Annotated in this window: 23 protein-coding genes; all 23 read left to right on the forward strand. The window is 63.9% G+C overall.

The window, feature by feature from the left end; translation table 11 throughout:
• The first annotated feature begins 10 nt into the window (after positions 1-10).
• Positions 11-2,665, forward strand: a complete 2,655-nt coding sequence (gene alaS / locus BANT918_RS00980; RefSeq protein WP_101618570.1) for an alanine--tRNA ligase — start codon at positions 11-13, stop codon at positions 2,663-2,665.
• A complete protein-coding gene (ruvX, locus tag BANT918_RS00985; RefSeq protein ID WP_101618571.1) occupies positions 2,662-3,138 on the forward strand; it encodes a Holliday junction resolvase RuvX in 477 nt (158 codons plus the stop codon). The genes alaS and ruvX overlap by 4 nt, the downstream gene beginning before the upstream one ends.
• The gene (gene mltG / locus BANT918_RS00990; RefSeq protein ID WP_101618572.1) at positions 3,135-4,277 is read left to right on the forward strand and encodes an endolytic transglycosylase MltG; all 1,143 of its coding nucleotides are present in this window, start codon (positions 3,135-3,137) and stop codon (positions 4,275-4,277) included. Before ruvX ends, mltG begins: the two co-directional genes overlap by 4 nt.
• Positions 4,274-5,230, forward strand: a complete 957-nt coding sequence (locus BANT918_RS00995; RefSeq protein ID WP_101618573.1) for a shikimate dehydrogenase family protein — start codon at positions 4,274-4,276, stop codon at positions 5,228-5,230. The genes mltG and BANT918_RS00995 overlap by 4 nt, the downstream gene beginning before the upstream one ends.
• A 27-nt stretch (positions 5,231-5,257) precedes the next feature.
• Positions 5,258-5,980, forward strand: a complete 723-nt coding sequence (locus BANT918_RS01000) for a hypothetical protein (protein ID WP_101618574.1) — start codon at positions 5,258-5,260, stop codon at positions 5,978-5,980.
• 10 nt (positions 5,981-5,990) lie between these two features.
• Complete coding sequence (aroC, locus tag BANT918_RS01005) at positions 5,991-7,196, forward strand: chorismate synthase (RefSeq protein ID WP_101618575.1); 1,206 nt, start codon at positions 5,991-5,993, stop codon at positions 7,194-7,196.
• Complete coding sequence (locus tag BANT918_RS01010) at positions 7,193-7,816, forward strand: shikimate kinase (RefSeq protein WP_101618576.1); 624 nt, start codon at positions 7,193-7,195, stop codon at positions 7,814-7,816. The genes aroC and BANT918_RS01010 overlap by 4 nt, the downstream gene beginning before the upstream one ends.
• Positions 7,817-7,896: 80 nt before the next feature.
• Positions 7,897-9,012: a 3-dehydroquinate synthase gene (gene aroB, locus BANT918_RS01015; RefSeq protein WP_101618577.1), complete on the forward strand. Its 1,116-nt coding sequence runs from the start codon at positions 7,897-7,899 to the stop codon at positions 9,010-9,012.
• A gap of 193 nt (positions 9,013-9,205) precedes the next feature.
• Positions 9,206-9,766, forward strand: a complete 561-nt coding sequence (gene efp / locus BANT918_RS01020; protein WP_101618827.1) for an elongation factor P — start codon at positions 9,206-9,208, stop codon at positions 9,764-9,766.
• Positions 9,767-10,174 carry a transcription antitermination factor NusB gene (gene nusB / locus BANT918_RS01025; RefSeq protein ID WP_101618578.1) on the forward strand — a complete coding sequence of 136 codons (408 nt, stop codon included), beginning with the start codon at positions 9,767-9,769 and terminating at the stop codon, positions 10,172-10,174.
• A gap of 110 nt (positions 10,175-10,284) precedes the next feature.
• Positions 10,285-10,836 (forward strand): bifunctional pyr operon transcriptional regulator/uracil phosphoribosyltransferase PyrR, encoded by a 552-nt coding sequence (gene pyrR / locus BANT918_RS01030; protein WP_101618579.1) that lies wholly within the window; start codon positions 10,285-10,287, stop codon positions 10,834-10,836.
• Positions 10,833-11,813 (forward strand): aspartate carbamoyltransferase catalytic subunit, encoded by a 981-nt coding sequence (locus tag BANT918_RS01035; RefSeq protein ID WP_101618580.1) that lies wholly within the window; start codon positions 10,833-10,835, stop codon positions 11,811-11,813. Before pyrR ends, BANT918_RS01035 begins: the two co-directional genes overlap by 4 nt.
• Positions 11,806-13,125, forward strand: coding sequence for a dihydroorotase (locus BANT918_RS01040; RefSeq protein ID WP_009881425.1), 1,320 nt, complete (start codon positions 11,806-11,808; stop codon positions 13,123-13,125). Before BANT918_RS01035 ends, BANT918_RS01040 begins: the two co-directional genes overlap by 8 nt.
• On the forward strand, positions 13,110-13,604 hold the full coding sequence (locus BANT918_RS01045) for a hypothetical protein (protein ID WP_101618581.1): 495 nt from the start codon (positions 13,110-13,112) through the stop codon (positions 13,602-13,604). The genes BANT918_RS01040 and BANT918_RS01045 overlap by 16 nt, the downstream gene beginning before the upstream one ends.
• A complete protein-coding gene (gene carA / locus BANT918_RS01050) occupies positions 13,601-14,752 on the forward strand; it encodes a glutamine-hydrolyzing carbamoyl-phosphate synthase small subunit (RefSeq protein WP_101618582.1) in 1,152 nt (383 codons plus the stop codon). The genes BANT918_RS01045 and carA overlap by 4 nt, the downstream gene beginning before the upstream one ends.
• Positions 14,753-14,761: 9 nt before the next feature.
• Entirely contained in the window at positions 14,762-18,037 is a 3,276-nt protein-coding gene (gene carB / locus BANT918_RS01055) for a carbamoyl-phosphate synthase large subunit (RefSeq protein WP_101618583.1), read from the forward strand.
• Positions 18,037-18,894 carry an orotidine-5'-phosphate decarboxylase gene (gene pyrF / locus BANT918_RS01060; protein ID WP_101618584.1) on the forward strand — a complete coding sequence of 286 codons (858 nt, stop codon included), beginning with the start codon at positions 18,037-18,039 and terminating at the stop codon, positions 18,892-18,894. The genes carB and pyrF overlap by 1 nt, the downstream gene beginning before the upstream one ends.
• 257 nt (positions 18,895-19,151) lie before the next feature.
• Positions 19,152-19,463: an integration host factor, actinobacterial type gene (gene mihF / locus BANT918_RS01065; protein WP_101618585.1), complete on the forward strand. Its 312-nt coding sequence runs from the start codon at positions 19,152-19,154 to the stop codon at positions 19,461-19,463.
• A gap of 19 nt (positions 19,464-19,482) precedes the next feature.
• Complete coding sequence (gene gmk / locus BANT918_RS01070) at positions 19,483-20,046, forward strand: guanylate kinase (RefSeq protein ID WP_101618586.1); 564 nt, start codon at positions 19,483-19,485, stop codon at positions 20,044-20,046.
• A 12-nt stretch (positions 20,047-20,058) separates the two neighbouring features.
• Positions 20,059-20,391, forward strand: coding sequence for a DNA-directed RNA polymerase subunit omega (gene rpoZ / locus BANT918_RS01075; protein WP_101618587.1), 333 nt, complete (start codon positions 20,059-20,061; stop codon positions 20,389-20,391).
• Positions 20,388-21,629, forward strand: a complete 1,242-nt coding sequence (gene coaBC / locus BANT918_RS01080; RefSeq protein ID WP_101618588.1) for a bifunctional phosphopantothenoylcysteine decarboxylase/phosphopantothenate--cysteine ligase CoaBC — start codon at positions 20,388-20,390, stop codon at positions 21,627-21,629. Before rpoZ ends, coaBC begins: the two co-directional genes overlap by 4 nt.
• On the forward strand, positions 21,626-22,828 hold the full coding sequence (metK, locus tag BANT918_RS01085) for a methionine adenosyltransferase (protein ID WP_208617963.1): 1,203 nt from the start codon (positions 21,626-21,628) through the stop codon (positions 22,826-22,828). The genes coaBC and metK overlap by 4 nt, the downstream gene beginning before the upstream one ends.
• Positions 22,828-24,954, forward strand: a complete 2,127-nt coding sequence (locus tag BANT918_RS01090) for a primosomal protein N' (protein ID WP_101618590.1) — start codon at positions 22,828-22,830, stop codon at positions 24,952-24,954. Before metK ends, BANT918_RS01090 begins: the two co-directional genes overlap by 1 nt.
• Positions 24,955-25,007: the final 53 nt, after the last annotated feature.

Genomic DNA, 25,007 nt, shown 5'->3' on the forward strand with positions numbered 1-25,007 from the left:
AAGGCCTTGGATGAAGACGGCAGAGATCAAACAGCGCTGGTTGGACTACTTCGAAGCGAACGGACACACAGTCGTCCCCTCAGCGTCGGTGATCAGCTCCGATCCATCGATCCTGTTCAACATCGCTGGAATGGTGCAGTTCATCCCGTATCTCACCGGTCGGGAGCCCGCCCCGTTCAATCGCGCCACGAGCGTGCAGAAGTGCGTGCGCACCGGCGACATCGAAGAGGTCGGCAAGACCACCCGCCACGGCACCTTCTTCCAGATGAATGGCAACTTCTCCTTCGGCGACTACTTCAAGCGCGAAGCCATCCGCTTCGCCTGGGGTCTGCTGACGAACTCCGTGATCGACGGTGGGCTCGGCTTCGACAAGAACCTCCTGTGGGCAACAGTCCATGAGGACGACATCGAGACCATCGACCTGTGGCTTCAGGAGACCTCGATTCCACGTGAGCGCATTCAGCCGCGGGACAACGAAGACAACTTCTGGCACACCGGACAGCCTGGCCCCGGCGGCTACTGCTCCGAGATCTACTTCGACCGTGGCCCGGACTACGGTATCGAAGGCGGACCCGTGGCCGATGAGGACCGCTATATCGAGATCTGGAACCTCGTGTTCATGGAATTCGAACTCAGCGAGGTCCGCTCCAAGGTCGACTTCGACATCGCCGGCGACCTCCCCGCCAAGAACATCGACACCGGCATGGGCCTCGAACGTGTCGCCTTCCTGCTCCAGGGCGTCGAGAACATGTACGAAATCGACGAAGTCTTCCCCGTCATCGAAGCCGCCAGCCGCCTCTCGGGTCACCGCTACGGTGCCGATCACGAGGCCGACGTGCAGATGCGCGTCGTGGCCGACCACGTGCGCTCCTCGCTCATCATCATCGGAGACGGTGTGCGTCCCGGCAACGAAGGCCGCGGCTACATCCTCCGCCGCCTCCTGCGCCGGGCTGTGCGTGCGATGCGCCTCCTCGGCGTGACCAGCGAGGTCCTGCCTGAACTGCTGCCGGTGTCGATGGAATCGATGAAACTCTCCTATCCGGAGCTGGAGACCGACTTCGATCGCATCTCCCGCATCGCCTATGCCGAGGAGAAGGCCTTCCTGCGGACCCTGGAGTCCGGCACGCAGCTGTTCCAGAACGCTGCCGCCTCGTTGCCCGAATCGGACAAGACCATCAGCGGAGACGTCGCGTTCGCACTGCACGACACCCATGGATTCCCCATCGACCTGACGCTCGAAATGGCTTCCGAACAGGGCGTCCACGTCGACGAAGAGGGTTTCCGTGCCCTCATGAGTGAGCAGCGGACCCGTGCGAAAGCCGACGCGAAGGCGAAGAAGGGCGGCGGACATGCCGACCTCTCTGCCTACTCGGCTCTGCTTGAAGACGGGGCCTCCGAATTCGTCGGTTACGACAGGCTCGAAGCTGACTCCCGGGTGCGCGGAATCGTCGTCGACGGGCTCGCCCAGGAAGTCCTGACACCGGGTCAGACCGCCGACCTCATCCTCGATCTGACTCCGTTCTACGCCGAGGCGGGCGGACAGCGCGCCGACATCGGCCTCATCAAAGGCCATGGATTCACAGCCCGTGTCCTCGACGTGCAGAATCCCATCAAGGGCCTCCCCGCGCACAGGGTCGAAGTCGTCGACGGTGAGATCCATGTCGGGGCCGAAGTCCTGGCCGTCGTCGATCACGACCACCGGTTCCAGGGTTCGCAGGCGCACACCGCCACACACCTCGTCCACGCCGCACTGCGTGAGATCCTCGGCACTCACGCAGTCCAGGCCGGCTCGATGAACCAGCCAGGCTACATGCGCTTCGACTACTCGTTCCCCGAAGCCCCGAGCCCGCAGATGCGGGCGGAGATCGAAGACGTCGCCAACCTCGCCGTCCGCTCGAACTATGAGGTCGGCACCGAATTCCTGCCGTTCGAGGACGCCAAGAAGTCCGGTGCGATGGCGCTCTTCGGCGAGAAGTACCCGAACATCGTGCGCGTCGTCGACATCGGCGGACCCTTCTCCCGTGAACTCTGCGGTGGCACCCACGTCGGTGCCTCGTCCGAGGTGGGGCCGATCTCCGTGCTCTCCGAAGCCTCTGTGGGCTCAGGGGTGCGCCGTATCGAAGCCGCTGTCGGCATGGACGCGTTCCGTTCACTGGCCGCGGAACGCACAATTGTCTCCTCGCTCTCCGACATGCTCAAGGTGCCGGGAACCGATGTGCGCGAACGCGTCGGAGATCTGATGAGCAAGCTCAAGGACGCGGAGAAGGAAATCGCCCGTCTCAACTCCCAGCAGCTCTTAGCCTCGGCTGGACAGTTCCTCGACAACGCCGAAACTGTGGGATCAACCCTGTTCGTCGTCGCCGACCTCGGCGAGGTCTCAAACGCAGGAGACATCCGCACCGTCGTCACCGACCTGCGCGCCCGAGTCTCCGAACGCTCCGCTGTGGTCCTGGGCATTGGGACCAGCAATGGAAAGCCCGTCGTCGTGGTCGCCACGACGGCTTCCTCACGCGAGGAGGGACACCAGGCAGGCAAGCTCGTCTCCCTAGCCTGCGGTGAACTCGGCGGCGGCGGGGGAGGCAAACCCGACCTCGCTCAGGGCGGCGGCAGCGATGTCTCCGCGATCCCCTCTGCCATCGCAGCGGTCAAGGCAGCTCTCCAGTGAGTTTCCGCCGAGGCCGACGTGTGGGCCTCGACATCGGTTCGGTGCGCATCGGGGTCGCCAGCAGCGATCCCGATGGCATCCTCGCCACGCCGCTGAGCGTGGTGCGGCGAACCGACGAACCTGCTGCGCTGAGAACGCTGCGGGAGATCATCGACGAATACGAACCGATCGAACTGCTCATCGGCGACCCGAAATCCCTCGATGGAGCGGCCCGGGCAGCGGCCGCCACCGCACTTGAGTTCGCCAGGCGGATCAGCGTCGCCACGTCGACACCCATCCGCCTCGTCGATGAGCGCTTTACCACGGTCGAAGCCCACCACGCTCTGGCAGCTGCAGGGAAGAACTCGCGTCAGCGTCGTGAGATCGTCGACGCTCAGGCCGCCGTGATCATTTTGCAGAATGCCCTCGAATTCGAACACAACACCGGTGAGCCGGCCGGTCGAGCCATGCCCGACGAAGAGAGTCAGCAATGAGCCCGTTCCCAGGCGAGTTCTCAGAAGACGAAGGGCTGTCGCGGTCCGAACTCAAAGCAAAGAAGCACCGTCGGATGCTGCGCAGGCGGCGGACGACAGCCATCGTCGTCATCTGCGTGCTCGTCTTCGGCATCGGCGGATTCTTCGGCGTCAGAGCCGCAAGCGGAGTCTTTCAAGACCTGTTCGGTCCCAAAGGCGATTACGACGGCGCCGGCACCAGCGAGGTCTCGGTTGAGATCCCGCCGGGAGCCTCGGCCCGCTCCGTGGCCAACCAGCTCGTCGAAGCCGGTGTGATCATGAATTCCGAACCGTTCCTCGACGAGGTCGAACGTCGCGATGTCACGATTCAGGCCGGACCGATCATCCTGCGCGAGAAGATGAGTTCCAAGGCTGCGGTGGAAGCGATCGTCAATCCGATCAAACCTCCTACGATCACGATCGCAGAGGGCCGCAAGATCGATCAGATCAAATCCACGATGGTCGAGTCGGGAATGAAGGCCGAAGCGGTCGACAAAGCCATCGACGACAAGACTCCGAAAGACTACGGCCTCGACGTTGATGCCCCCAGCCTCGAAGGGTATCTGTATCCGGCGACCTACGACCTCAACAAAGACAAGACCGCCGAGGATGTCGTGTCCAAGATGGTCGCCAAGACGAAGCTGGAGATTAAGAACGCTGGCATCGATCTCGATGACGCAAATCGGATCATGACCTTGGCAAGCCTGGTCGAAATCGAATCACCCGGTGACGAAAAGGTTCGGAAGAAGGTGGCACGGGTCTTCCTCAACCGCATTTCAGAGGATTCGAGGACCGGCAAACTGCTCCAATCCGATGCGACCGTGGCCTATATCCACGGTGCCCGCAGCGACCTGACGACGACGAAGAAGGAACGCGAGTCCGACAGCCCGTACAACACGTACAAGAAGAAGGGGCTGCCCCCGGGGCCGATCAATTCGCCCAGTTCCGGAGCCGTCGACGCCGCGCTCAACCCGGCCAAGGGCGATTGGCAGTTCTTCGTGGCCACGAACCCGGACACGGGGGAAACCAAGTTCGCCAAGACCTACGACGAGCATCAGAAGAACGTCGAGATCTACCGGAAATGGCTCAAGGAGCACGAAGAGGACAGCGGCGACAAATGACGATCTCGGCTGCGGTGCTGGGTCGCCCGATCGCCCATTCCAAGTCGCCGTTGCTTCATCGTGCGGCGTTCCAGGCACTGGGCCTCGACGGCAGCGACTACGCCAGCTTCGACCTCGGCGCCGAAGACCTCGAATCCTTTCTCGCAGCTCACAGAGGCCAGATCGGGTTCTCATTGACGATGCCGTTGAAGGAACGGCTCGTTCAGCTCGCGCTCACCTACGGGTGGGAGGTCGAAGACACGGCCGGGCTGACCGGAGTGGCGAACACGCTGGTTCGCAACGATGGGGTGACGTCGGTGGCCAACACTGACGTGCAGGGAATCGTGCGCGCGTTGACCCCAGGACTCAACACCTGTCGGGAAGCAGCTGTCACCGCTGCGATACCGACCACGGTCGGTGGTCTCGGTGCGGCTGCAGGTGTGAGCACCGTCGACAGCAACGGTGCTGACAGGGCGACCATCCTCGGTGCCGGGGCGACCGCTGCCTCGGCGCTGCTGGCCTGCCGTGAACTGGGCATCACCACGGTTGAGTTCCTCGTGCGAAATCCTGATCGGGCCCACCGGGTCCGCGAACTCAGCCAGCAGCTCGGGGTCTCGGCGAGCACTGCACCGCTGAAACTGATCGCACCCTCTGGCCTCGTCATCTCGACCCTCCCCGCCGAGGCTGTCCCCGAGCTGCAATGGTCGCCTGATTTCTGCGGAGGAGTAGCCCTCGACGTCGCCTATGCAGCCGAGTCCGGCTTCCTTCGTCAAGCCGAATCACATGGACTCCTCCCGGTCGAAGGCACGGTGATGCTCGTCGAACAGGCCGTGGCACAGTCGGAGATGTTCATCGACGCAGCCGAAGCACCAGATGGCGAGGTCAGCCCCACTCAGCACGCAGATCGTCGCGCTGTGATCACGGCGGCCATGTACCGCGCGCTCGAGGACCAAGCGGGACCGGCAGGCGACTGACAAGAAGGACGGGAAAGGCGGACGAGGGTGGACATCGGAGTTCTCCACGGGTGGCCGATTGCTGCCACGGCCGTCGTCAGCGCTGGTGCCGGCATTCTCCTGGCCCGCTGCCCGACTTGGTGGTTAGCCGATGATGGGCACTCCGCCGTGCTTGCGAAAGCTCGCCTTTTCCGCCCCCTGCCCTTGGCGATCCTCGGCGTCGTCCTCGCAGTCGCGGCCGCCCTGCTCTTCCCCGACACCGGCGCCGCGCCCGGGTTCGGGTCCATGGACCGACTTCTCCTGGCACTGAGCCTGGGTGCGGCCGCTGCAGCGACACCGTTCCTCGTTGTCGTCGACATCGTCGTCCATCGTCTGCCGGATCGGATCGTGTATCCGCTCATCGGTCTTGAACTGCTCGCTCTCGTTCTCGGTCAACTGCTGGGGGAGTCTGCGATCTGGGGCCTCGGCCTCATCGCCGGTGGTGCCGGAGTTCTGTTCTTCGGCGTCCTGTACCTGATCGGACGGGTGATGCACGTAGCCACGATGGGCCTCGGCGACGTCAAACTCGCCTTCATCGTCTTCTGCGTGCCCACTCTGTTCTCTGCCTGGGCACCGGCGCTCGTCTTCATCATCATGATGCTCATCGCCGGAATCGCAGCCCTCGTGGCTGCCGCTGCGAAACGCAGTCTGAGCGCGACGACGATCGCATTCGGGCCCGCAATGCTATCCGGAATGTGGTTCGGGTCGGTACTTGCGCCAAACCTTTTGTAGAATCGGTTGAATGTTGAGATGGCTGACTGCAGGCGAATCCCACGGCGAAGCGCTGACTGGGATCATTGAGGGGCTTCCCGCCCATGTTCCGATCACCAGGGAAGACATCCGCGCGAGCTTGGCTCGACGCAGATTGGGCTACGGCCGTGGAGCACGGATGAAGTTCGAAGCCGACGAGGTTCGCCTCCTCGGTGGAGTCCGACACGGTCAGACACTGGGTTCACCGGTGGCCGTTGAGGTCGGGAACACGGAATGGCCCAAATGGGAGACCGTGATGAGTGCCGACCCGATCGACGAGGACGAGCTCGCCGGTCAGGCCCGGAACGCCCCGCTGACCCGGCCGCGGCCGGGCCACGCCGATATCGTCGGCATGCAGAAGTACGCATTCGACGAGGCACGACCGATCCTCGAACGTGCCTCCGCGCGGGAAACGGCAATGCGTGTGGCGCTGGGAACAATCGCCTCGAACTTCCTGCGCGAACTCGGCATCACTCTGGTCTCCCACACCGTGGCCATCGGGACGGCCGAGAACGCCGTCGATTCCGCGACGGAACCCTCCCTGCCGCTGGCCTCCGATGTGGACGCACTCGACGCCGATCCTGTGCGCTGCTTCGATCCCGATCTCTCGGCCCGCATGGTCACCGAGATCGATGCGGCGAAGAAGGCCGGTGACACGCTGGGTGGAGTCGTCGAAGTCCTCGCCTACGATCTGCCGCCTGGGCTGGGCTCGCATGTCCACTGGGACCGCCGGCTCGACTCCCGACTGGCTGGCGCGCTGATGGGCATTCAGGCGATCAAGGGCGTCGAGGTCGGTGATGGCTTCCTCACCACGAAGCGCCCCGGATCGGCAGCTCACGACGAGCTCGCCGTGGGCGATGATGGGATCCGGCGCGTGAGCAATCGCGCCGGTGGCACTGAAGGCGGAATGTCGACGGGCGGTCCGCTGCGAGTTCGGGCAGGCATGAAGCCCATCGCCACTGTTCCCCGCGCTCTGGCGACCGTCGACGTCGCCACCGGTGATCCTGCCAAGGCCAACCACCAGCGCTCCGACGTGTGCGCGGTTCCGGCCTCCGGCGTCGTCGCCGAAGCGATGGTCGCACTCGTCCTCGCCGAAGCAGTGGTGGAGAAGTTCGGCGGAGACTCCGTGGCAGAGACCAGACGGAACTTGGATGCCTACGTGGCCGCCATTCCGGAGAACCTCCGCATCGGCCGATGACACAGCGCCCGCACCCGAAACCGGTTCCACCGCTGGAACCGGTCCCGGCCTCGCAGTCACGCATCGTGCTGACCGGGCCGCCTGCCGCCGGCAAATCCACGATCGGCCGCCTTCTGGCTGATCGACTCGATCTGCCGCTCATCGACACGGATGCGAACATCGTCGACAAGTACGGCGTCATCGCAGAGATCTTCGTCGAACGCGGTGAGGACCATTTCCGTCGGATCGAACGGGAGGTCGTCCGGCGTGCCCTGCGGCGTCTGCTCGACCGTCCAGGCATCGTGTCCCTGGGCGGGGGCGCGATCCTCAATCCGGGCACACGTGCCCAGCTGGGTCATCCTGCGATCAAGGTCGTGCACATCGACATCGACGTCGACACCGTCATGACGCGGCTGAACTCCCCGCACAGACCGTTGCTGCGCGGTGCAGGAACCAAGGTGGAGAACTGGTTGGCGCTCGTGAAGGAGCGTGAACCCCTCTATGATCAGGTCGCCACATTCCGAGTCCACGCCTCGAATTCGCATCCGTCGACCATCGTCAATCGCGTCGTCGACGTCCTCACCGGCCTGCAGCGAGCCGAGGAGTATGCCAAGTACTCGGGCCGCGATCCGGAGAGTTAGGCTTGAGGTCGCAACAGGTTCGTAAGTTCAGCCACCGCGGCCATGACGTGCCCGGAGGCAGCAAAGGGGAAAGTGCACGAATGAGTCTCACACGCATCAACGTCGAAGCCGGCGGGAACTATCCGGTTCTCGTGGGGCAGGGCCTCCTGGGCGAACTTCCCGAGCTCCTCGGTCCCCGCGTGGAAAAGGTGCTCGTCATCCATCCTCGGGCTCTGCGGACGACGGGGGAGACGGTCCGTGACGACCTGCGCGCAACCGGTCTCGATGCGATTGTGGCAGAGATCCCCGACGCCGAGGAAGCCAAACATGTGCAGGTCGCCGCGTTCTGCTGGCAGGTCCTCGGTCAGAGTGACTTCACCCGCACCGATGCCATCATCACAGTCGGTGGAGGTGCCGTCTCCGATCTCGGCGGCTTCGTCGCAGCAACCTGGCTGCGCGGAATCTCCGTCATCCACATTCCCACCACGGTCCTCGGAATGGTCGATGCGGCCATCGGAGGCAAGACCGGCATCAACACTGCTGAGGGCAAGAACCTCGTCGGGTCCTTCCACGCGCCCTCGGGTGTCCTCGTCGACCTCGACACCTTGCAGACCCTGCCGGAGAACGAGCTCTTCACCGGCCTCGCCGAGGTGGTCAAGACCGGCTTCATCGCTGATCCCACGATCCTGGATCTGGTGAGCAGGCATTCGAAGGCTGAGATCGCCGAGGTGGACGGCCCCGTCCTGCGCGAGCTCATCGAACGCGCCATAGCCGTCAAGGCCGAGGTCGTCGCCGATGACTTCAAGGAATCCGGGCGCCGAGAGATCCTCAACTACGGCCACACCCTGGCTCACGCCATCGAGCACAAAGAGCGCTACCAGTGGCGCCACGGCGCTGCCGTGTCCGTGGGAATGGTATTCGCCGCCGAGGTGGCTGCGATGGTCAAGAGTCTCTCTCCGGAGATCGTCGACCTCCATCGTGAGTTGCTTTCCAAGCTGGGTCTGCCCATCGCCTACCGGGCCGATGTCTGGCCGCAGCTGCTGGAGACGATGAAGCGAGACAAGAAGACACGCGGCTCCATGCTGCGCATGGTGCTTCTCAGCGAGGTGGGCTCACCCGCGACTGTGGAGATCCCGGATGTCTCGATTCTCCACACGGCCTACCAGGAGATCGGTGAGGACTCACCTCGGGTCATGCTTGGTACAGACCTGAGCTGAGCGACGCGGCTGAGGAGCTTGGGCACAGCGACGCGGGCCGAAGGTCTGGTCGCTTGGAAGGTGAGCGACAGGCCCGAGATGGCAGCCCCTGGAGGAGCTTGCTAGAATTGCTGTTTGGCGAAACTGCCAGATAATGCCAGACGCACAGAATCACCTCGCGGTGGCCAAGACTGACACGAAGAAGGACGGATTAGTGGCTTCAACCAACGACCTGAAGAACGGCCTTGTGCTCAATATCGACAAGCAGCTGTGGCAGGTGCTGGAATTCCAGCACGTCAAGCCCGGCAAGGGTCCGGCATTCGTCCGTACCAAGCTCAAGAACGTCATCTCCGGCAAGATCATCGACAAGACCTTCAATGCCGGCACCAAGGTCGAGACAGCCAATGTCGACCGTCGCGATATGCAGTACCTCTACCATGACGGCACCGACTACGTCTTCATGGACGCCGAGGACTACGACCAGGTCAGCGTCTCGCCCGACCTCGTCGGCGATGCCGCAAACTACATGCTCGAGAACCAGAACCTGCAGATCTCCTTCCACGAGGGCACCGCGCTCTCCGTGGAACTGCCGCTGACAGTCGAACTCGTGATCACCCACACTGAACCGGGACTGCAGGGCGACCGCTCGACCGGTGGCTCGAAGTCGGCGACTCTGGAGACCGGCTACGACATCCAGGTGCCGCTGTTCCTCGAAGAGGGCACCAAGGTCAAGGTCGACACCCGATCCGGCGACTACCTGGGTCGCGTCAAGTAAGTGTCAGCACGAACGCGGGCCCGCCGCCGGGCCCTGGAACTGATGTTCGAGGCAGGACAGCGTCGCCTCGACACCGATCAGGTCGTGACCATGCGGTCCAACGACCCCGACTATCCGATGAAGGCCTACGCGGTGGAGATCGTCGAAGGAATCACCGGTCATCGTGTCGAGATCGACGAAGTCATCGCCACCTATGCGCAGGGGTGGACCCTGGAGCGGATGCCGGCCGTCGACCTCGCCCTGCTCCAGATCGGAACCTGGGAGATCCTCTTCAACGATGAGGTGCCCGACAAGGCCGCAATCGATGAAGCAGTGTCTCTGGCCAAACAGTTCTCGACGGATGATTCACCTGGCTTCATCTCGGGCCTGCTCTCACGCGTCCTGGACGTCAAGCCGACCCTGATCTGAGTCCGCGGGTCCGGAATCCGGACCCGCGAACCGACCTCACTCATCTGAGGTCTACAATCGAATCGAACCACTCCTTTAACCACCGTCCGGAGAGGCGGAGAAGGGGAAGCATGACACAGCGAACAGTGCTCGATGCCCCAGATATGAAACGGGCCATGACCCGTATCGCCCACGAGATCATCGAGTCCAACAGAGGCAGCGACGGCCTCGTCCTCTTGGGGATCCCGCGCCGCGGGGTTCCCCTGGCCACTCGTCTGGGCGAGCAGATCGCCTCGATCTCCGCACGACCCGAGATGGCCGATGAGCTCGTCGGAAGCCTCGATATCACGATGTACCGTGACGATCTGCGCAGCGGCGCTTACCGCGCCCCGGAACCCACCACGATCCCTGCCGACGGCATCGATTCCAAGACCGTCGTCCTCGTCGACGATGTGCTCTTCTCCGGACGCACGATCAGAGCAGCCCTCGACGCGCTCTCAGATCTGGGCCGCCCGGCCAAGGTGCGCCTGGCGGTCCTCATTGACCGGGGCCACCGTGATCTGCCGATCCGTGCCGATCACGTCGGGAAGAACCTCCCCACCTCCAGCAGTGAACGCGTCAACGTCTCCCTGGTCGAGATCGACGGCGAAGACGGCGTCACCATCTCGGGAGGCCGCGAATGAAACACCTGCTCGACACCATCTCCCTGAGCCGGGAAGAAGCCATCTCGATTCTCGACATCGCAGAAGAGATGACTCAGGTCTCCGAACGTGAGGTCAAGAAACTGCCCGTCCTGCGCGGACGCACCGTGGTCAACCTCTTCTTCGAAGACTCGACACGGACCCGTCTTTCCTTCGAGGCAGCGGCCAAGCGGCTTTCCGCCGACGTCCTCAACTTCTCCGCCAAGGGCTCTTCGGTATCCAAGGGCGAGAGCCTGCAGGACACCATCCAGACGATCTCGGCCATGGGCGCCGATGCGCTCGTCGTTCGGCATCCCGGATCCGGCACCCCGCATCGCCTGGCCCACACCGGTTGGATCGATGTTCCCGTCGTCAACGCCGGCGACGGCACTCACGAACACCCCACTCAGGCACTGCTCGACGCCTTCACCCTGCGCCGTGCCCTCGGCGGATTCTCCGCCTCGGGTGCTGTCAAGGACGGCCCACGCGGACGCGGTCTCGACGGGGCGAAGGTCGCCATCGTCGGCGACGTCCTCCACTCCCGGGTAGCCCGCTCGAATGTTCACCTGCTGGCCAACCTCGGCGCCGAAGTCCATCTGGTCGCACCCCCGACGCTGCTGCCCTGGGGCGTCGAGACCTGGCCTGTGACCCTGCACTACGACCTCGACGAGGCGCTGCACAGCGAAGACTTCGCAGCCGTGATGATGCTGCGTGTCCAGCACGAGCGCATGCACGAATCGTTCTTCCCCAACGAACGCGAATACGCACGATTGTGGGGACTCTCCGCGGCCCGCCTGGCGGGACTGCCGAAGGAGACCTTCATCATGCACCCGGGGCCGATGAACCGCGGCTTCGAAATCTCAGCGGCAGCCGCCGACTCACCGCGCGCCCTCATCCTCGACCAGGTCGAGAACGGAGTCAGCGTGCGCATGGCGGTCCTGTACCGCCTCTTGACAGGCCAGGAGGAGACCAATGACTGACTATCTGATCCGCGGTGCGAACGTGCTGGGCCAGGGAAGTGCCGATATCGCCATCAAGGACTCGACGATCGTCGATCCGGATCTGCTCGATCCCGACGACACCTCGGTGGAAGTCGTGAGTGCAGAAGGACTGATCGCTCTGCCTGGGCTCGTCGACATGCATACGCATCTTCGCGAACCGGGAAAGGAAGACGCGGAGACGATCCTGAGCGGGTCACGAGCGGCCGCGGCGGGCGGGTTCACCTGCGTCCATGCGATGGCGAACACCGCACCTGTCGCCGACACCGCAGGCGTGGTCGAACAGGTCCACCGCCTCGGGCGTACCGCCGGCTACACCGAAGTCGTGCCCATCGGTGCCGTGACAATCGGACTCGAAGGCAAGAACCTCGCCGAAATCGGAGCCATGGCCCGATCGGCGGCTCGCGTCCGCATCTTCTCCGACGACGGGATCTGCGTCTCCGACCCGCTGCTCATGCGCCGGGCCCTCGAATACGTCAAGACCTTCGACGGAGTCATCGCCCAGCATGCACAGGAACCGCGCCTGACCGAGGGCGCGCAGATGAACGAGGGTGTCGTCTCCGCTGAGCTGGGACTGCCCGGCTGGCCCGCCGTCGCCGAGGAATCGATCATCGCCCGCGATGTGCTCCTGGCCGAGCATGTGGGCTCACGGCTGCACATCTGCCACGTCTCGACCAAAGGCAGCGTCGACATCATCCGCTGGGCGAAGTCGCGCGGAGTCGAGATCACCGCCGAGGTGACCCCGCACCATCTCATGCTCACCGACGAACTCGTCCGCAGCTTCGACCCTGTATACAAGGTCAACCCGCCGCTGCGCACCGAGGCCGATGTCACCGCACTGCGCGAGGCGCTGGCCGACGGCACGATCGACGTCATCGGCACCGACCACGCCCCACACACCGCCGAACACAAATGCAGCGAGTGGACGGCCGCGGCCATGGGCATGGTCGGCATGGAGACGGCACTGTCCATCGTCGTCGAGGCGATGGCGGACTACGACTTCGACTACGGCGACCTCGCCCGGGTCATGTCGGTGACTCCGGCGCGGATCACCGGGGCCACCGGCCATGGCAGCCTCGAAATCGGCTCCAGTGCCAACATCGTGCTCATCGACCCGAACTCGACGCACACGATCGTGCCCGATGACCACGCGACGAAGGGCCGCAACAACCCCTTCGCCGGTCTTGAGGTCTCCACCTCGATCACCGACACATTCTTCTACGGCCACCGGGTTCTCTCCGGCGGACGACTCAGCACACCCCATCCGGCAGGAGCATCATGGACAGACCAGTAAGCGTCATCATCATCGCGGTCGTCTTCCTGCTGCTGGTCCTCGCCATCACCTGGGGGTGGAGCCGACGAAAGAAGAGCCAGACCGACGTCCCGCAGCCAGCGAAGCCGCATATGGGAATCAAGCCCGTCGCAGAACCTGTCGAAGGCTCCTATGTGTCGACGACCCTGGCCGGGCACCCACTCGAACGCGTCGCCGTCCATGGTCTCGGCATCCGCACCACGGGAGAGATCGTCGTCACCGACGGGGGAGTCATCATGGACCTCGCCGGACGTGAGGACTTCCTTATCCCCAGGCGCGACATCGTCTCCGTCGACACCACCGCCGGCATGATCGGCAAATTCGTCGAACGCGGCGGCATCGTCCGCATCACCTGGCGGCTGGGGGAGACCCTCGTCGACACAGGCTTCCGCGCCCGTTACGCCGCCAGCACCACCCCCACCGTCGAGAGCATCCGCGAAATGATCGAAGAGGCACAATGACACTGTCCACCACACCTGCCGTCCTCGTCCTCGAAGACGGACGCACCTTCCGCGGTTCCGCCTACGGGGCTGTCGGTGAGACCCTGGGCGAAGCTGTCTTCGTCACCGCGATGTCGGGTTATCAGGAAACCCTGACCGACCCGTCCTATCACCGTCAGATCGTGATCCAGACCGCGCCGCACATCGGCAACACGGGAATCACCGATGATGACGACGAATCGGCCAAGATCTGGGTCGCCGGCTATGTCGTCCGCGACGCCTCACGCATGTCCTCGAACTGGCGCTCCATCGGCGACCTGTCCACCCGCCTCGAAGAATCAGGCATCGTGGGCATCAGCGACGTCGACACCCGCGCCCTGACCCTGCACCTGCGCGAAGCAGGGGCCATGCGCATGGGCATCTTCTCCGGCGCGGCCGCCGAGGCCAACGTCGATGAGCTGCTGGCCAAGGTCCAGGCCTCTCCACATATGGCCGGAGCGAACCTTGCCGAAGAGGTCTCGATCACCGAGCCCCAGCTCATCCCCGCAGTGGGCGAGAAGAAGTTCAGCGTCGCAGCCCTTGACCTGGGCATCAAGTCGATGACCCCCGAACGACTGAGCGAGCGCGGCATCGACGTGCACCTCCTGCCTGCGACGACGAGCTTCGCGCAGATCCAGGCACTCGGAGTCGACGGAGTCTTCTTCTCCAACGGACCCGGTGACCCGGCGACCGCCGATGCTCAGGTCGAGCTCCTCCGCCAGGTCCTCGGGGCGAAGATCCCGTTCTTCGGAATCTGCTTCGGCAACCAGCTGTTGGGCCGAGCCCTGGGCTTCGGCACATACAAACTGCCCTTCGGCCACCGCGGCATCAACGTTCCCGTCATGGACCGGACCACAGACAAAGTCGAGATCACCTCGCAGAACCACGGCTTCGCCGTCGACGCACCCCTAGACGGTGAGACACAGGCCCCGCATGATGCGAACTTCGGTCGCGTGAGCGTGTCCCACGTGTGCCTCAACGATGACGTGGTTGAAGGGCTCCAATGCCTCGACATTCCCGCGTTCTCCGTCCAATTCCATCCGGAGGCCGCAGCCGGTCCTCACGATTCGAGCTACCTGTTCGATCGCTTCATCGACCTCATGTCCGCTTCCCCGGTCGCACAGGCCTAAGGAGAATCCATGCCACTCAGACCAGATCTCTCATCCGTTCTCGTCATCGGTTCCGGCCCCATCGTGATCGGGCAGGCCTGCGAATTCGATTACTCGGGCACTCAGGCATGCCGTGTGCTGCGGGCTGAAGGCCTGCGCGTCATCCTCATCAACTCCAATCCCGCGACGATCATGACCGATCCCGACGTCGCCGATGCCACCTATGTCGAACCGATCGATCCCGACATCATCGAATCGATCATCGACAAGGAACGCCCCGATGCGATCCTGCCGACTCTGGGCGGGCAGACAGCGCTCAACGCAGCGATCGCTCTGCACGATGCCGGTACCCTCGAGAAGTACGGGGTCGAACTCATCGGCGCCGACGTCGACGCCATCCAGCGCGGCGAGGACCGGCAGAAGTTCAAGACAATCGTTGAGGAATGCGGTGCCGAGTCGGCCAAATCCGTCATCTGCCACACCATCGACGAGGCACTGGCCGGGGCCGAAGAGCTCAACTATCCCGTAGTTGTGCGGCCCTCGTTCACGATGGGCGGCCTGGGCTCCGGTATGGCCTATGACGAGACCGACCTGCGGCGCATCGCCGGCGCCGGCTTGGGTGACTCCATCACCCACGAGGTGCTCCTCGAAGAGTCGATCCTGGGCTGGAAGGAATACGAACTCGAACTCATGCGCGACCACAAGGACAACGTGGTCGTCATCTGTTCGATCGAGAACGTCGATCCCGTCGGCGTCCACACCGGCGACTCGATCACAGTGGCCCCATCGCTGACCCTGACCGACCGCGAATATCAGAAGATGCGCGACATCGGCATCGACGTCATCCGCGCCGTCGGAGTCGCCACCGGCGGCTGCAACATCCAGTACGCCGTCGATCCCAAGACCGGACGCATCATCGTCATCGAAATGAACCCCAGAGTCTCCAGGTCCTCGGCACTGGCATCGAAGGCCACAGGCTTCCCGATCGCCAAAATGGCTGCCAAGCTGGCCGTGGGCTACTCACTCGACGAGATCCCCAACGACATCACAAAGGTCACACCGGCCAGCTTCGAGCCGACACTCGACTACGTGGTGGTCAAGATCCCACGGTTCACGTTCGAAAAGTTCCCCGCTGCTGACCCGACGCTGACCACGACCATGAAGTCCGTTGGCGAGGTCATGTCACTGGGCCGCAACTTCACCACCGCCCTGCAGAAGGCAATGCGGTCGATGGAGCAGCGAGATGCCTCCTTCTCATGGTCCGATCTTCCCGACATCAGTGACGAGGATGTCAGAGAATCCGTCCTCGAATCGATCTCGCACGCGACGGCCGACCGCATCCATTCCGTGCAGCGCGGACTGGCCGCCGGCCTGAGCAATGCCGAGGTCTTCGAGGTATGCGAGATCGATCCCTGGTTCCTCGACCAGATCGAACTCATCAATGAGGTCGCCGAGTTCATCTCCTCGGCGGACGAACTCGACGCCCAGGTGCTGCAGGTCGCGAAGAACCACGGGTTCTCCGATGAACAGATCGCGAGCCTGCGCTGCCTCGATACTGGTGTCGTCACCGGAGTCCGCCACGCTCTGCGTATTCGCCCCGTGTTCAAAACCGTCGACACCTGCGCTGGTGAGTTCGCGGCACACACCCCATACCACTACTCGAGCTATGACGAGGAGACCGAGGTCGAGCCCCGCGAGAAGCCGGCCGTGATCATCCTCGGCTCGGGGCCGAACCGGATCGGTCAGGGCATCGAGTTCGACTACTCATGCGTGCACGCGACGATGGCCATCTCCGAGGCCGGCTTCGAGACGATCATGGTCAACTGCAACCCGGAGACCGTGTCCACGGACTACGACACCGCTGATCGCCTCTACTTCGAGCCACTGACCTTCGAAGACGTGATGGAGGTCTACCACGCCGAGGTGGCCGCCGGCCCCGTACTCGGCGTCGTCTGCACCCTGGGTGGTCAGACCCCGTTGGGATTGGCCGATCGGCTCAAGGCCGCGGGGGTGCCTGTCCTCGGCACTCAGCCCGAGGCCATCGACCTGGCCGAGGATCGCGGCGAATTCGGTGCCGTCCTCGACCGTGCCGGTCTCACCGCACCGAAGCACGGCACTGCAGTGACCTATTCGGAGGCCGAGAAGATCGCCGAGGAGATCGGCTACCCGGTCCTCGTGCGGCCCTCCTACGTGCTCGGCGGCCGCGGAATGCAGATCGTCTACGATCGCACGCAGCTGGTGGACTACATGGCCACGGCCACGGAGATCTCCGTGGATCGTCCCGTCCTCGTTGACCGGTTCCTCGAGGACGCCATCGAAATCGATGTCGATGCCCTCTATGACGGTACCGACATCTTCATCGGCGGCATCATGGAACACATCGAGGAAGCCGGAATCCATTCCGGTGACTCGGCCTGTGTGCTGCCCTCGCTGACCCTGGGCGACGACGTGCTCGACCGTGTGCGCAAGGCCACGCTGGCCATCGCCGAAGGCACCAACGTGCGGGGGCTGCTCAACATCCAGTTCGCGATCACCGCCGATGTCCTCCACGTCATCGAGGCCAACCCGCGCGCCTCGCGGACCGTGCCGTTCGTCTCGAAGGCCACATCCACGCAGCTGGCGAAGGCCGCCGCACTCATCGCAGTCGGCCGCACCATCGCCGATATGCGCGGTGACATGCTTCCGGAGACCGGCGACGGTTCGGCACTCCCGTTGGACCACCCGATCGCGGTCAAGGAAGCGGTCCTGCCATTCCGCCGGTTCAGGACCGTCGAAGGCAAGGTCGTCGATTCGATCCTCGGACCGGAGATGCGCTCGACCGGTGAGGTCATGGGCATCGACCACGACTTCCCCACAGCCTTTGCGAAGGGGCTCCTGGGCGCATCGATCAAGCTGCCGACATCCGGCACTGTGTTCGTCTCCGTTGCAGACCGGGACAAACGTGCCATGGTCCTGCCGGTCAAGGAACTCGTCGACCTGGGCTTCGACGTGGTCGCCACCACTGGGACCGCCGCGGTCCTCTCCCGCTACGGGATCAAGACCACGCAGGTGCACAAGCACTTCGAGGCCGACGCCGAGGATCGCACGATCCTCGACTACCTGGCCGCAGGGACGATCGACATGGTCATCAACGTCCCCTCCGGACGCCAGGAACGGGCAGACGGCTACGAGATCCGTGCCTGCGCGACCGCGAACTCTGTTCCGCTGATCACCACGCTCGCCGAGTTCGCCGCCGCAGTCACCTCACTCGAGGTCGTCCGTGACAAGACCTTCAAGGTCCGCAGCCTGCAGGACTGGAACGCGTGATGTTCGGCACCCGTCTGCGGGCGGCCATGGACGAGCACGGTCCGCTGTGTGTGGGCATCGATCCCCATGACCATCTCCTTGAGGCCTGGGGTCTGCCGCGCACTGTGGAAGGTCTGCGGGAATTCTCCCTGCGCACGGTGACCGAGCTCGCCCGGAACGTGGCCGCGGTCAAACCGCAGTCAGCCTTCTACGAGCAGCACGGTTCGGCCGGAGTCGCCGTTCTCGAGGAGACCTTGGCCGCCTGTCGGGAACACGATCTCCTCAGCGTCCTCGACATCAAACGCGGGGACATCGGATCGACCATGGGAGCCTATGCACGCGCCTACCTCGATCCTTCCTCGGCGCTGGCAGCCGATTCCATCACCGTCTCTCCCTACCTCGGCTTCGGGGCGCTGGAACCGGCCTTCGGACTCGCCGAGGCCCATGATCGGGGAGTCTTCGTTCTTGCTCTGACCTCGAACCCGGAAGGCGCGGAGGTCCAGCACGCCCAGTGCGGCGAGGCCGTCGACGGCTTCGGGGGTTCCGTGGCGGGGTCGATCGTCGGACAGGTTGCTGCGCGCAACTCGGCCCACTCTCCGCGGGATCCCGGTCGCTTCGGACTGGTCGTGGGGGCGACGATCGGCTCCGCGGCACGTGAGCTCGGATTCGACCCGACGGACTGCAAAGGCCCGATCCTGGCACCGGGAGTCGGCGCTCAGGGAGCTGGGATTCGTGAACTCATCGACGTATTCGGCTCCGAAGCCATCGCAGCCAACCAGATCCTGGCCACAACGTCGCGCGCTGTGCTCAGCGCGGGGCCAGACGGTGTGCGGGCAGCGGCGCGGTCGCTCAACGAGTCCCTGACCCAGGTGGGCTGAGTTCCGCGCAGGGTATGTCGAATCTCACCACTTGATCCACTGCGCAGGGTGCCCGTTTCGCCAGCCTGCGCGAGCCATGCACACAACGGTGGGCACCGGTCTGCGGATATCGCCTGAGCTAAGACGGTACGGGCCCGCAATGGCCAGTTCTGCAGGCACTCGAGTTTTCTTTGCCGCTTTATGCCTCTCACGAGGGTTTTTGTTTTAGACTGAAGCAACTTCCCTACCTGCCCGTTCATGGTGACAGAGGAGATAATGTGGCACTCGAACCTTTGACCCCGCAACAGCGGTCAGCCGCTCTTGACAAGGCGTTCAAAGCGCGTCAGGCGCGAGCCGAGGTCAAGACCGCGCTGAAAAATGGTCAAACCGATCTCGCCGCCGTCCTGAAGAAGGCCGACGCAGACGAAGCACTCGCGAAGATGCGCGTCGTCGATCTGCTGAGATCACTGCCCGGCGTCGGCGACCGACGCGCGGAAGCGGCCATGGATGACGTGGGCATTGCTTCGTCCCGTCGGATCAAGGGCCTGGGTGTTCACCAGAAGAACGCCCTGTTGGAGAAATACTCCTGAATGTGTGAACAATAGATCTGTGAATAATCGACTGACCGTCCTCGCGGGACCCACCGCGGTGGGAAAAGGCACCATCAGTGCGTACATCAGAGATCATCATCCCGAGGTCTGGTTCTCCGTCTCCGCCACCACGCGGCCGCGGCGACCCGGCGAAATCGATGGTGTTCATTATCACTTCATCAGCGATGACGAATTCGACTCGCTCATCGCTGCCGGTGAGCTGCTCGAGTACGCTGTCGTCCATGGACGCCATCGCTACGGCACGCCTTCGGCTCAGGTTCAGGAGAAGCTGAGCCAGGGTATTCCCTCCCTGCTGGAGATTGATCTGCAGGGAGCACGCCAGGTCAAGGACAAGATGCCTGAGGCGCTGTTCGTATTCCTGTCTCCGCCCAGCTGGGAAGAGCTCGTGTCGAGACTCACCGGGCGCGGAACGGAATCAGCGGTCGAACAGGAGCGTCGACTGACCACGGCCAAACAGGAATTGCAGGCCGAATCCGAGTTCGATGTCACCATCGTCAATGACCACGTTCGCACTGCGGCCGAAGAACTCATATCATTGATGGGTATATCCACTACCGATTAGATTGGACATTCATTGCCTGCACAACCTGAAGGCATCACCAATCCTCCGATTGATGATCTGCTGGCCGTGACCAGCTCGAAGTACGAACTGGTTTCGATTGCGGCTCAGAGAGCCCGCCAGATCAACTCCTACTACGCCCAGCTCCAAGAAGGACTGCTCGAGAACGTCGGTCCGCTGGTGACCCCGGGCACCCATGAAAAGCCTCTGTCGATCGCGCTCCGCGAGATCAACGAGGGCAAGATCGTGGCCCGCGAAGTCACCGAAGCCGACTTCGGTGCTCTCACCCAAGAGCCTGCGCAGCCTGCTGCCAGCAACGACGGCGCACTGGACTTCAGCGACCAGTGAGAACCGTACTCGGCGTCGCCGGTGGAATCGCCGCCTACAAGGCGGCTCACGTCATTCGGCGACTCCGGGAACTCGGGCACAGCGTCAAGGTCGTGCCCACCGCCAGTGCACTGAATTTCGTCGGTGCGGCCACCTTCGAGGCACTGTCCTCACAGACTGTGACCACCGATGTCTTCGACGATGTCGAATCGGTCAACCATGTCCGCATCGGGCAGGAGGCCGAACTTGTCATCATTGCGCCCGCCACGGCCAATATCCTGGCGAAGCTGGCCGCAGGCATCGCCGATGACCTGCTGACCGCCACCGTCCTGACGACGACCGCCGAGGTGGTCGTTGCCCCAGCCATGCACACCGAGATGTGGCAGAACCCCGCCACCGTCGCGAACATCGCGACCTTGAAGCAGCGCGGCATCCATGTGCTCGACCCCGCTGTGGGGCGTCTCACCGGGCCGGATTCCGGTCCCGGTCGTCTGCCCGAACCCCAAACGATCGTCGACTTCGCTCTGGCCGCTGCCGGATCAGCGGCCACCGCAGTCGGGCCGCTGAACGACAAACGCGTCGTCATCAGTGCCGGCGGGACCAGGGAACCACTCGATCCCGTGAGGTTCCTCGGGAACCGCTCCTCAGGCAAGCAGGGCATCGCCCTCGCACGTGCGGCCGTCGCAGCCGGAGCCCGCGTCGACCTGGTTGCGGCCAACATCGATTGGGGTCTGCTGTCCGCCCTGCCCGACGGTGTCCGAATCACCACGGTCGAATCAACGCTGGAACTCCAAACCCAGATGCATGCCGTTCAAGCCGACGCCGATGTCATCATCATGGCCGCGGCCGTCGCGGACTACCGTCCAGCCGGGCGCACCGACTCGAAGATGAAGAAGTCGGGTGATGAGGGGATGACTCTGAGTCTGGTTCAGAATCCTGATGTGCTCGTGGGACTCGTCGAGTCACGTCGTGAGCCCCAGGTCATCGTCGGATTCGCCGCGGAGACCGGAGATTCTCATCACACGGCGCTGGACTACGCGAGAGCGAAGTTCCGTCGCAAGGGCGTGGACCTCCTGGTCTTCAACAACGTCTCCGAGGACAGGGCCTTCGGCCACGACGACAATGCTGTCCAGATCCTGAGTCATGACGGTGACCAGGTCGTGACCAGCACGGAATTCCACGGCAGCAAGGACGATGTTTCGGAAAAGGTCATCGAGGCACTCGCCAATCGTATGGAATGCGTAGAATCGTCGCCGTGAGTCAATCAAATCTGCGTCTATTCTCGTCCGAATCCGTCACCGAGGGCCATCCCGACAAGATCTGTGACCAGATCAGTGATGCCGTCCTCGACGATCTGCTGAGTCAGGACCCGAACGCTAAAGTCGCCGTCGAGACGATGGTCACCACCGGTCTCGTCCACGTCGCCGGCGAGGTCAATACGGCCGCCTATGCCGACGTGGCCGGCATTGCCCGCCGACTCATCACCGGAATCGGCTATGACTCCTCCGATACCGGATTCGACGGCCATTCCTGCGGCGTCTCCGTGTCCATCGGCAGTCAGTCCACCGACATCCATTCCGGTGTGACAAACCCACTGGACTTCCGCGAAGCCGTGGAATCCGACCATGGGTCGAGTCTGGGCGCCGGCGACCAGGGGCTCATGTTCGGCTATGCCGACAACGCCACCGACGTTCTCATGCCCGTGCCGATCCACCTCGCTTCACGCATGGCGGAGAAGCTCGCCGAGGTGCGCAAGACCGGTGCACTGGACTACCTGCGTCCCGACGGCAAGACCCAGCTGACGCTCGGCTACGACGGAGACGAAGCCGTGTCGATCGAGAACATCGTGGTCTCGACTCAGCACGCCGGACACGTCGATCAGGCGCAGCTTCACGCCGAAATCAAAGATTTCGTCATCGATCCGGTCATCGCAGGCTGCGGACTCGATGACAGTCATGCGAATATCCACATCAACCCGGCTGGCCCCTTCGTCACCGGTGGGCCGATGGGCGACGCGGGCCTGACAGGCCGCAAGATCATCGTCGACACCTATGGCGGATACTCTCGCCACGGCGGAGGCGCCTTCTCCGGGAAGGACCCGTCGAAGGTTGACCGCTCTGCCGCCTACGCCATGCGCTGGGTCGCGAAGAACGTTGTGGCCGCCGGCCTCGCAGACCGTGCCGAGGTGCAGGTATCCTATGCCATCGGCCGTGTCGACCCGATGGGTCTCTACGTTGAGACATTCGGCACCGAGAAGGTCGACCCGCACGCGATCTCGCGGGCGATTCGTGAGGTCTTCGATCTGCGCCCTGCCATGATCATCCAGGAACTCAATCTGCTGCGCCCGATCTACTCCCAGACATCGACCTACGGCCACTTCGGCCGTGAGCTCCCCGACTTCACCTGGGAGGTCACGGACCGCGCCGACGATCTGCTGCGCGCAGTCTCCTCGGCTTGATGGACGAACCTCTTCCGATCGACACCGGCACCTCAGCCATCGGGCAGGTGCCGCTGGCAGCGGAAGATCCTGTGGCCCACGTGCTCATCGATCATCCGGTGCCGCACCTGGCCCGTGCCTTCGACTACGCAGTTCCGGAGAAGTTCGCCGACACCGCCCGACCGGGTGTGCGAGTCAGGGTCAAATTCGCCGGCAAACTGCGCGACGGGTTCCTCCTCGAACGAGTTGAGTCGTCCGAACATATCGGACCGCTCGCCACGATCGAGCGCATCACCAGTCCCGTCGTCGTGCTCACCCCCGAGCTGCTGCGACTCGGGTCAGCCACCGCCCGCCGCTACGCAGGGACTCTCTCCGACGTGCTGCGTCTGGCAATTCCACCGCGCCACGCCCGAGCCGAGAAGGCCGTGCTCAAGACGGAGAAGACACTGCAGCACAACGCGTCCAGTTCCAGTGCGGCGCGAGACGGCGACAACGCGAGTGCCGCAACCGAGGACACGACAGCAGGCTCCGAGGACACGACAGCAGGCTCCGAGGTTGTGACTGCACACCACGAGAGTGCCAGGACAGCGGACACGATCGAGCGCCTCGGCGAATGGGTCGTCACCGAGTCTCGCCGCGACAGGGAAGACGATTTCCCGGCTGCCGAACATCCGCGGATGGCTCTGACCTGCGTTCCCGGACCCACCCCGGGTCTGAGCTGGATCACCGCCGGACTGGAGGCTGCCCGAGCGACACTGGCAGCGGGGGAGTCGGTGCTGTGGCTGGTGCCCGATCACCGTGAGCTTGCCGTGCTCTCGGCATCTCTCGACGCCAGCGCGGACATCCCCTCCTACTCCGTGCTCAGCGCAGATCAGTCACCGGAACAGCGGTGGACGGCGTGGCTGCGTGGACTGCTCGGGCACACGCGCGTGACGATCGGCACCAGGGCGGCCGCCTTCGCCCCGGTCGCAGACCTGGGCCTCATCATCTGCTTCGACGACTCGAACTCGAACTACCTTGACCAGCACGCACCTTATCCACACGCCAGAGAGGTGTGCCTGCTGAGGTCGACCATCGACACCACCGGGCTGCTGTTCGTCTCCACCGATCGCAGCGCAGAGATCCAGCGCCTCGTCGAGGTCGGCTGGCTGCACGACGCCACACCCATAGGCCCCGAGCGCCGTGAGGGCGCGCCCCGTGTCTTTGTCCCCGACGAGGAGCGGGACCCCTTCGCCTGGCAGCGCATCCCCTCACGCGCCTGGCAGCTGATGCGCGGTGCACTGCGCCCCGGTGCCAAGGACACGAATGCCGTGGGACCCGTCCTCGTCCAGGTACCGCGTGCCGGGTACTACCCGGTATTCGCCTGCGCGAGGTGCCAAGAGGTCGCCCGCTGCCCCCAGTGCTCGGCCACGCTGACCACCCAGTCCGAGGTGGGCCCATTCGCCTGTCGCTCGTGCGGATTCCACTCCGATTCGTTCTCCTGCGGGCGGTGCAACTCGAACCAGGTGCGCTCGATCGTGCGCGGTAGGGGCCGGACCGTCGAGGAGCTGCGCAAGGCCATGCCGGGAATCGAGATCCTCGAGTCCGGCGGCGATGACATTCCCGTCGCCATCGACGACAGTCCACGTATCGTCGTCGCCACCACCGGGGCCGAGCCCTACACGCTCGGGGGCTATGCCTGCGCAATCCTGCTCGACTCGCTGTGGCCGGGGCCGTGGATGCGCTCGACCGATGAAGGGGTCAGCCGCCGGCTGCGTGCGGCCGTCCTCGTGAGATCACGCACCGCTGGAGGCGTCGTCTACCTCGGCGACACCGATGAGACGATCCGGAGCACGGTGACCACCTTCGACCCGGTCACCACCATGTCCAGAGCCCTCAGCGATCGCCTGGAGCTCGGCTTTCCGCCGTACCGCCGCATCGTCGAACTCACTGGTGCAGGTGCCGACATCGACGCCATCATCACTACCGTCTCCGAACTCACAGAACTCATCCGTGACTCCGAGGGTGATGATCAGAAGGCGGTCGCGGCCTACCCGATCGCAGCAGGCGACGCAGTCGGCGAAGCGCTGGCTCATGTCACCGCCTCCCGCTCTGCGAAGAAGCTTCCGCAGGTGCGTATCCGCATCGACGATCCGCGGTCGCTGTGAGTGCCCCGATGCCCGGACTCTGCGTCCGCGAAGCGAACAAGTAGAATTCCTCA

It is taken from the genome of Brevibacterium antiquum CNRZ 918, from assembly GCF_900169145.1.
Classification (GTDB): domain Bacteria; phylum Actinomycetota; class Actinomycetes; order Actinomycetales; family Brevibacteriaceae; genus Brevibacterium; species Brevibacterium koreense.

Bases quoted from the DNA above. Each gene is read 5' to 3' on its own strand.
- pyrF (WP_101618584.1), top strand. From the start codon at position 18,037: ATGTTCGGCACCCGTCTGCGGGCGGCCATGGACGAGCACGGTCCGCTG.
- alaS (WP_101618570.1), top strand. From the start codon at position 11: ATGAAGACGGCAGAGATCAAACAGCGCTGGTTGGACTACTTCGAAGCG.
- BANT918_RS01045 (WP_101618581.1), top strand. From the start codon at position 13,110: ATGGACAGACCAGTAAGCGTCATCATCATCGCGGTCGTCTTCCTGCTG.
- BANT918_RS01035 (WP_101618580.1), top strand. From the start codon at position 10,833: ATGAAACACCTGCTCGACACCATCTCCCTGAGCCGGGAAGAAGCCATC.
- aroC (WP_101618575.1), top strand. From the start codon at position 5,991: ATGTTGAGATGGCTGACTGCAGGCGAATCCCACGGCGAAGCGCTGACT.
- BANT918_RS01010 (WP_101618576.1), top strand. From the start codon at position 7,193: ATGACACAGCGCCCGCACCCGAAACCGGTTCCACCGCTGGAACCGGTC.
- pyrR (WP_101618579.1), top strand. From the start codon at position 10,285: ATGACACAGCGAACAGTGCTCGATGCCCCAGATATGAAACGGGCCATG.
- mltG (WP_101618572.1), top strand. From the start codon at position 3,135: ATGAGCCCGTTCCCAGGCGAGTTCTCAGAAGACGAAGGGCTGTCGCGG.
- BANT918_RS01040 (WP_009881425.1), top strand. From the start codon at position 11,806: ATGACTGACTATCTGATCCGCGGTGCGAACGTGCTGGGCCAGGGAAGT.
- carB (WP_101618583.1), top strand. From the start codon at position 14,762: ATGCCACTCAGACCAGATCTCTCATCCGTTCTCGTCATCGGTTCCGGC.
- BANT918_RS00995 (WP_101618573.1), top strand. From the start codon at position 4,274: ATGACGATCTCGGCTGCGGTGCTGGGTCGCCCGATCGCCCATTCCAAG.
- carA (WP_101618582.1), top strand. From the start codon at position 13,601: ATGACACTGTCCACCACACCTGCCGTCCTCGTCCTCGAAGACGGACGC.
- BANT918_RS01090 (WP_101618590.1), top strand. From the start codon at position 22,828: ATGGACGAACCTCTTCCGATCGACACCGGCACCTCAGCCATCGGGCAG.
- aroB (WP_101618577.1), top strand. From the start codon at position 7,897: ATGAGTCTCACACGCATCAACGTCGAAGCCGGCGGGAACTATCCGGTT.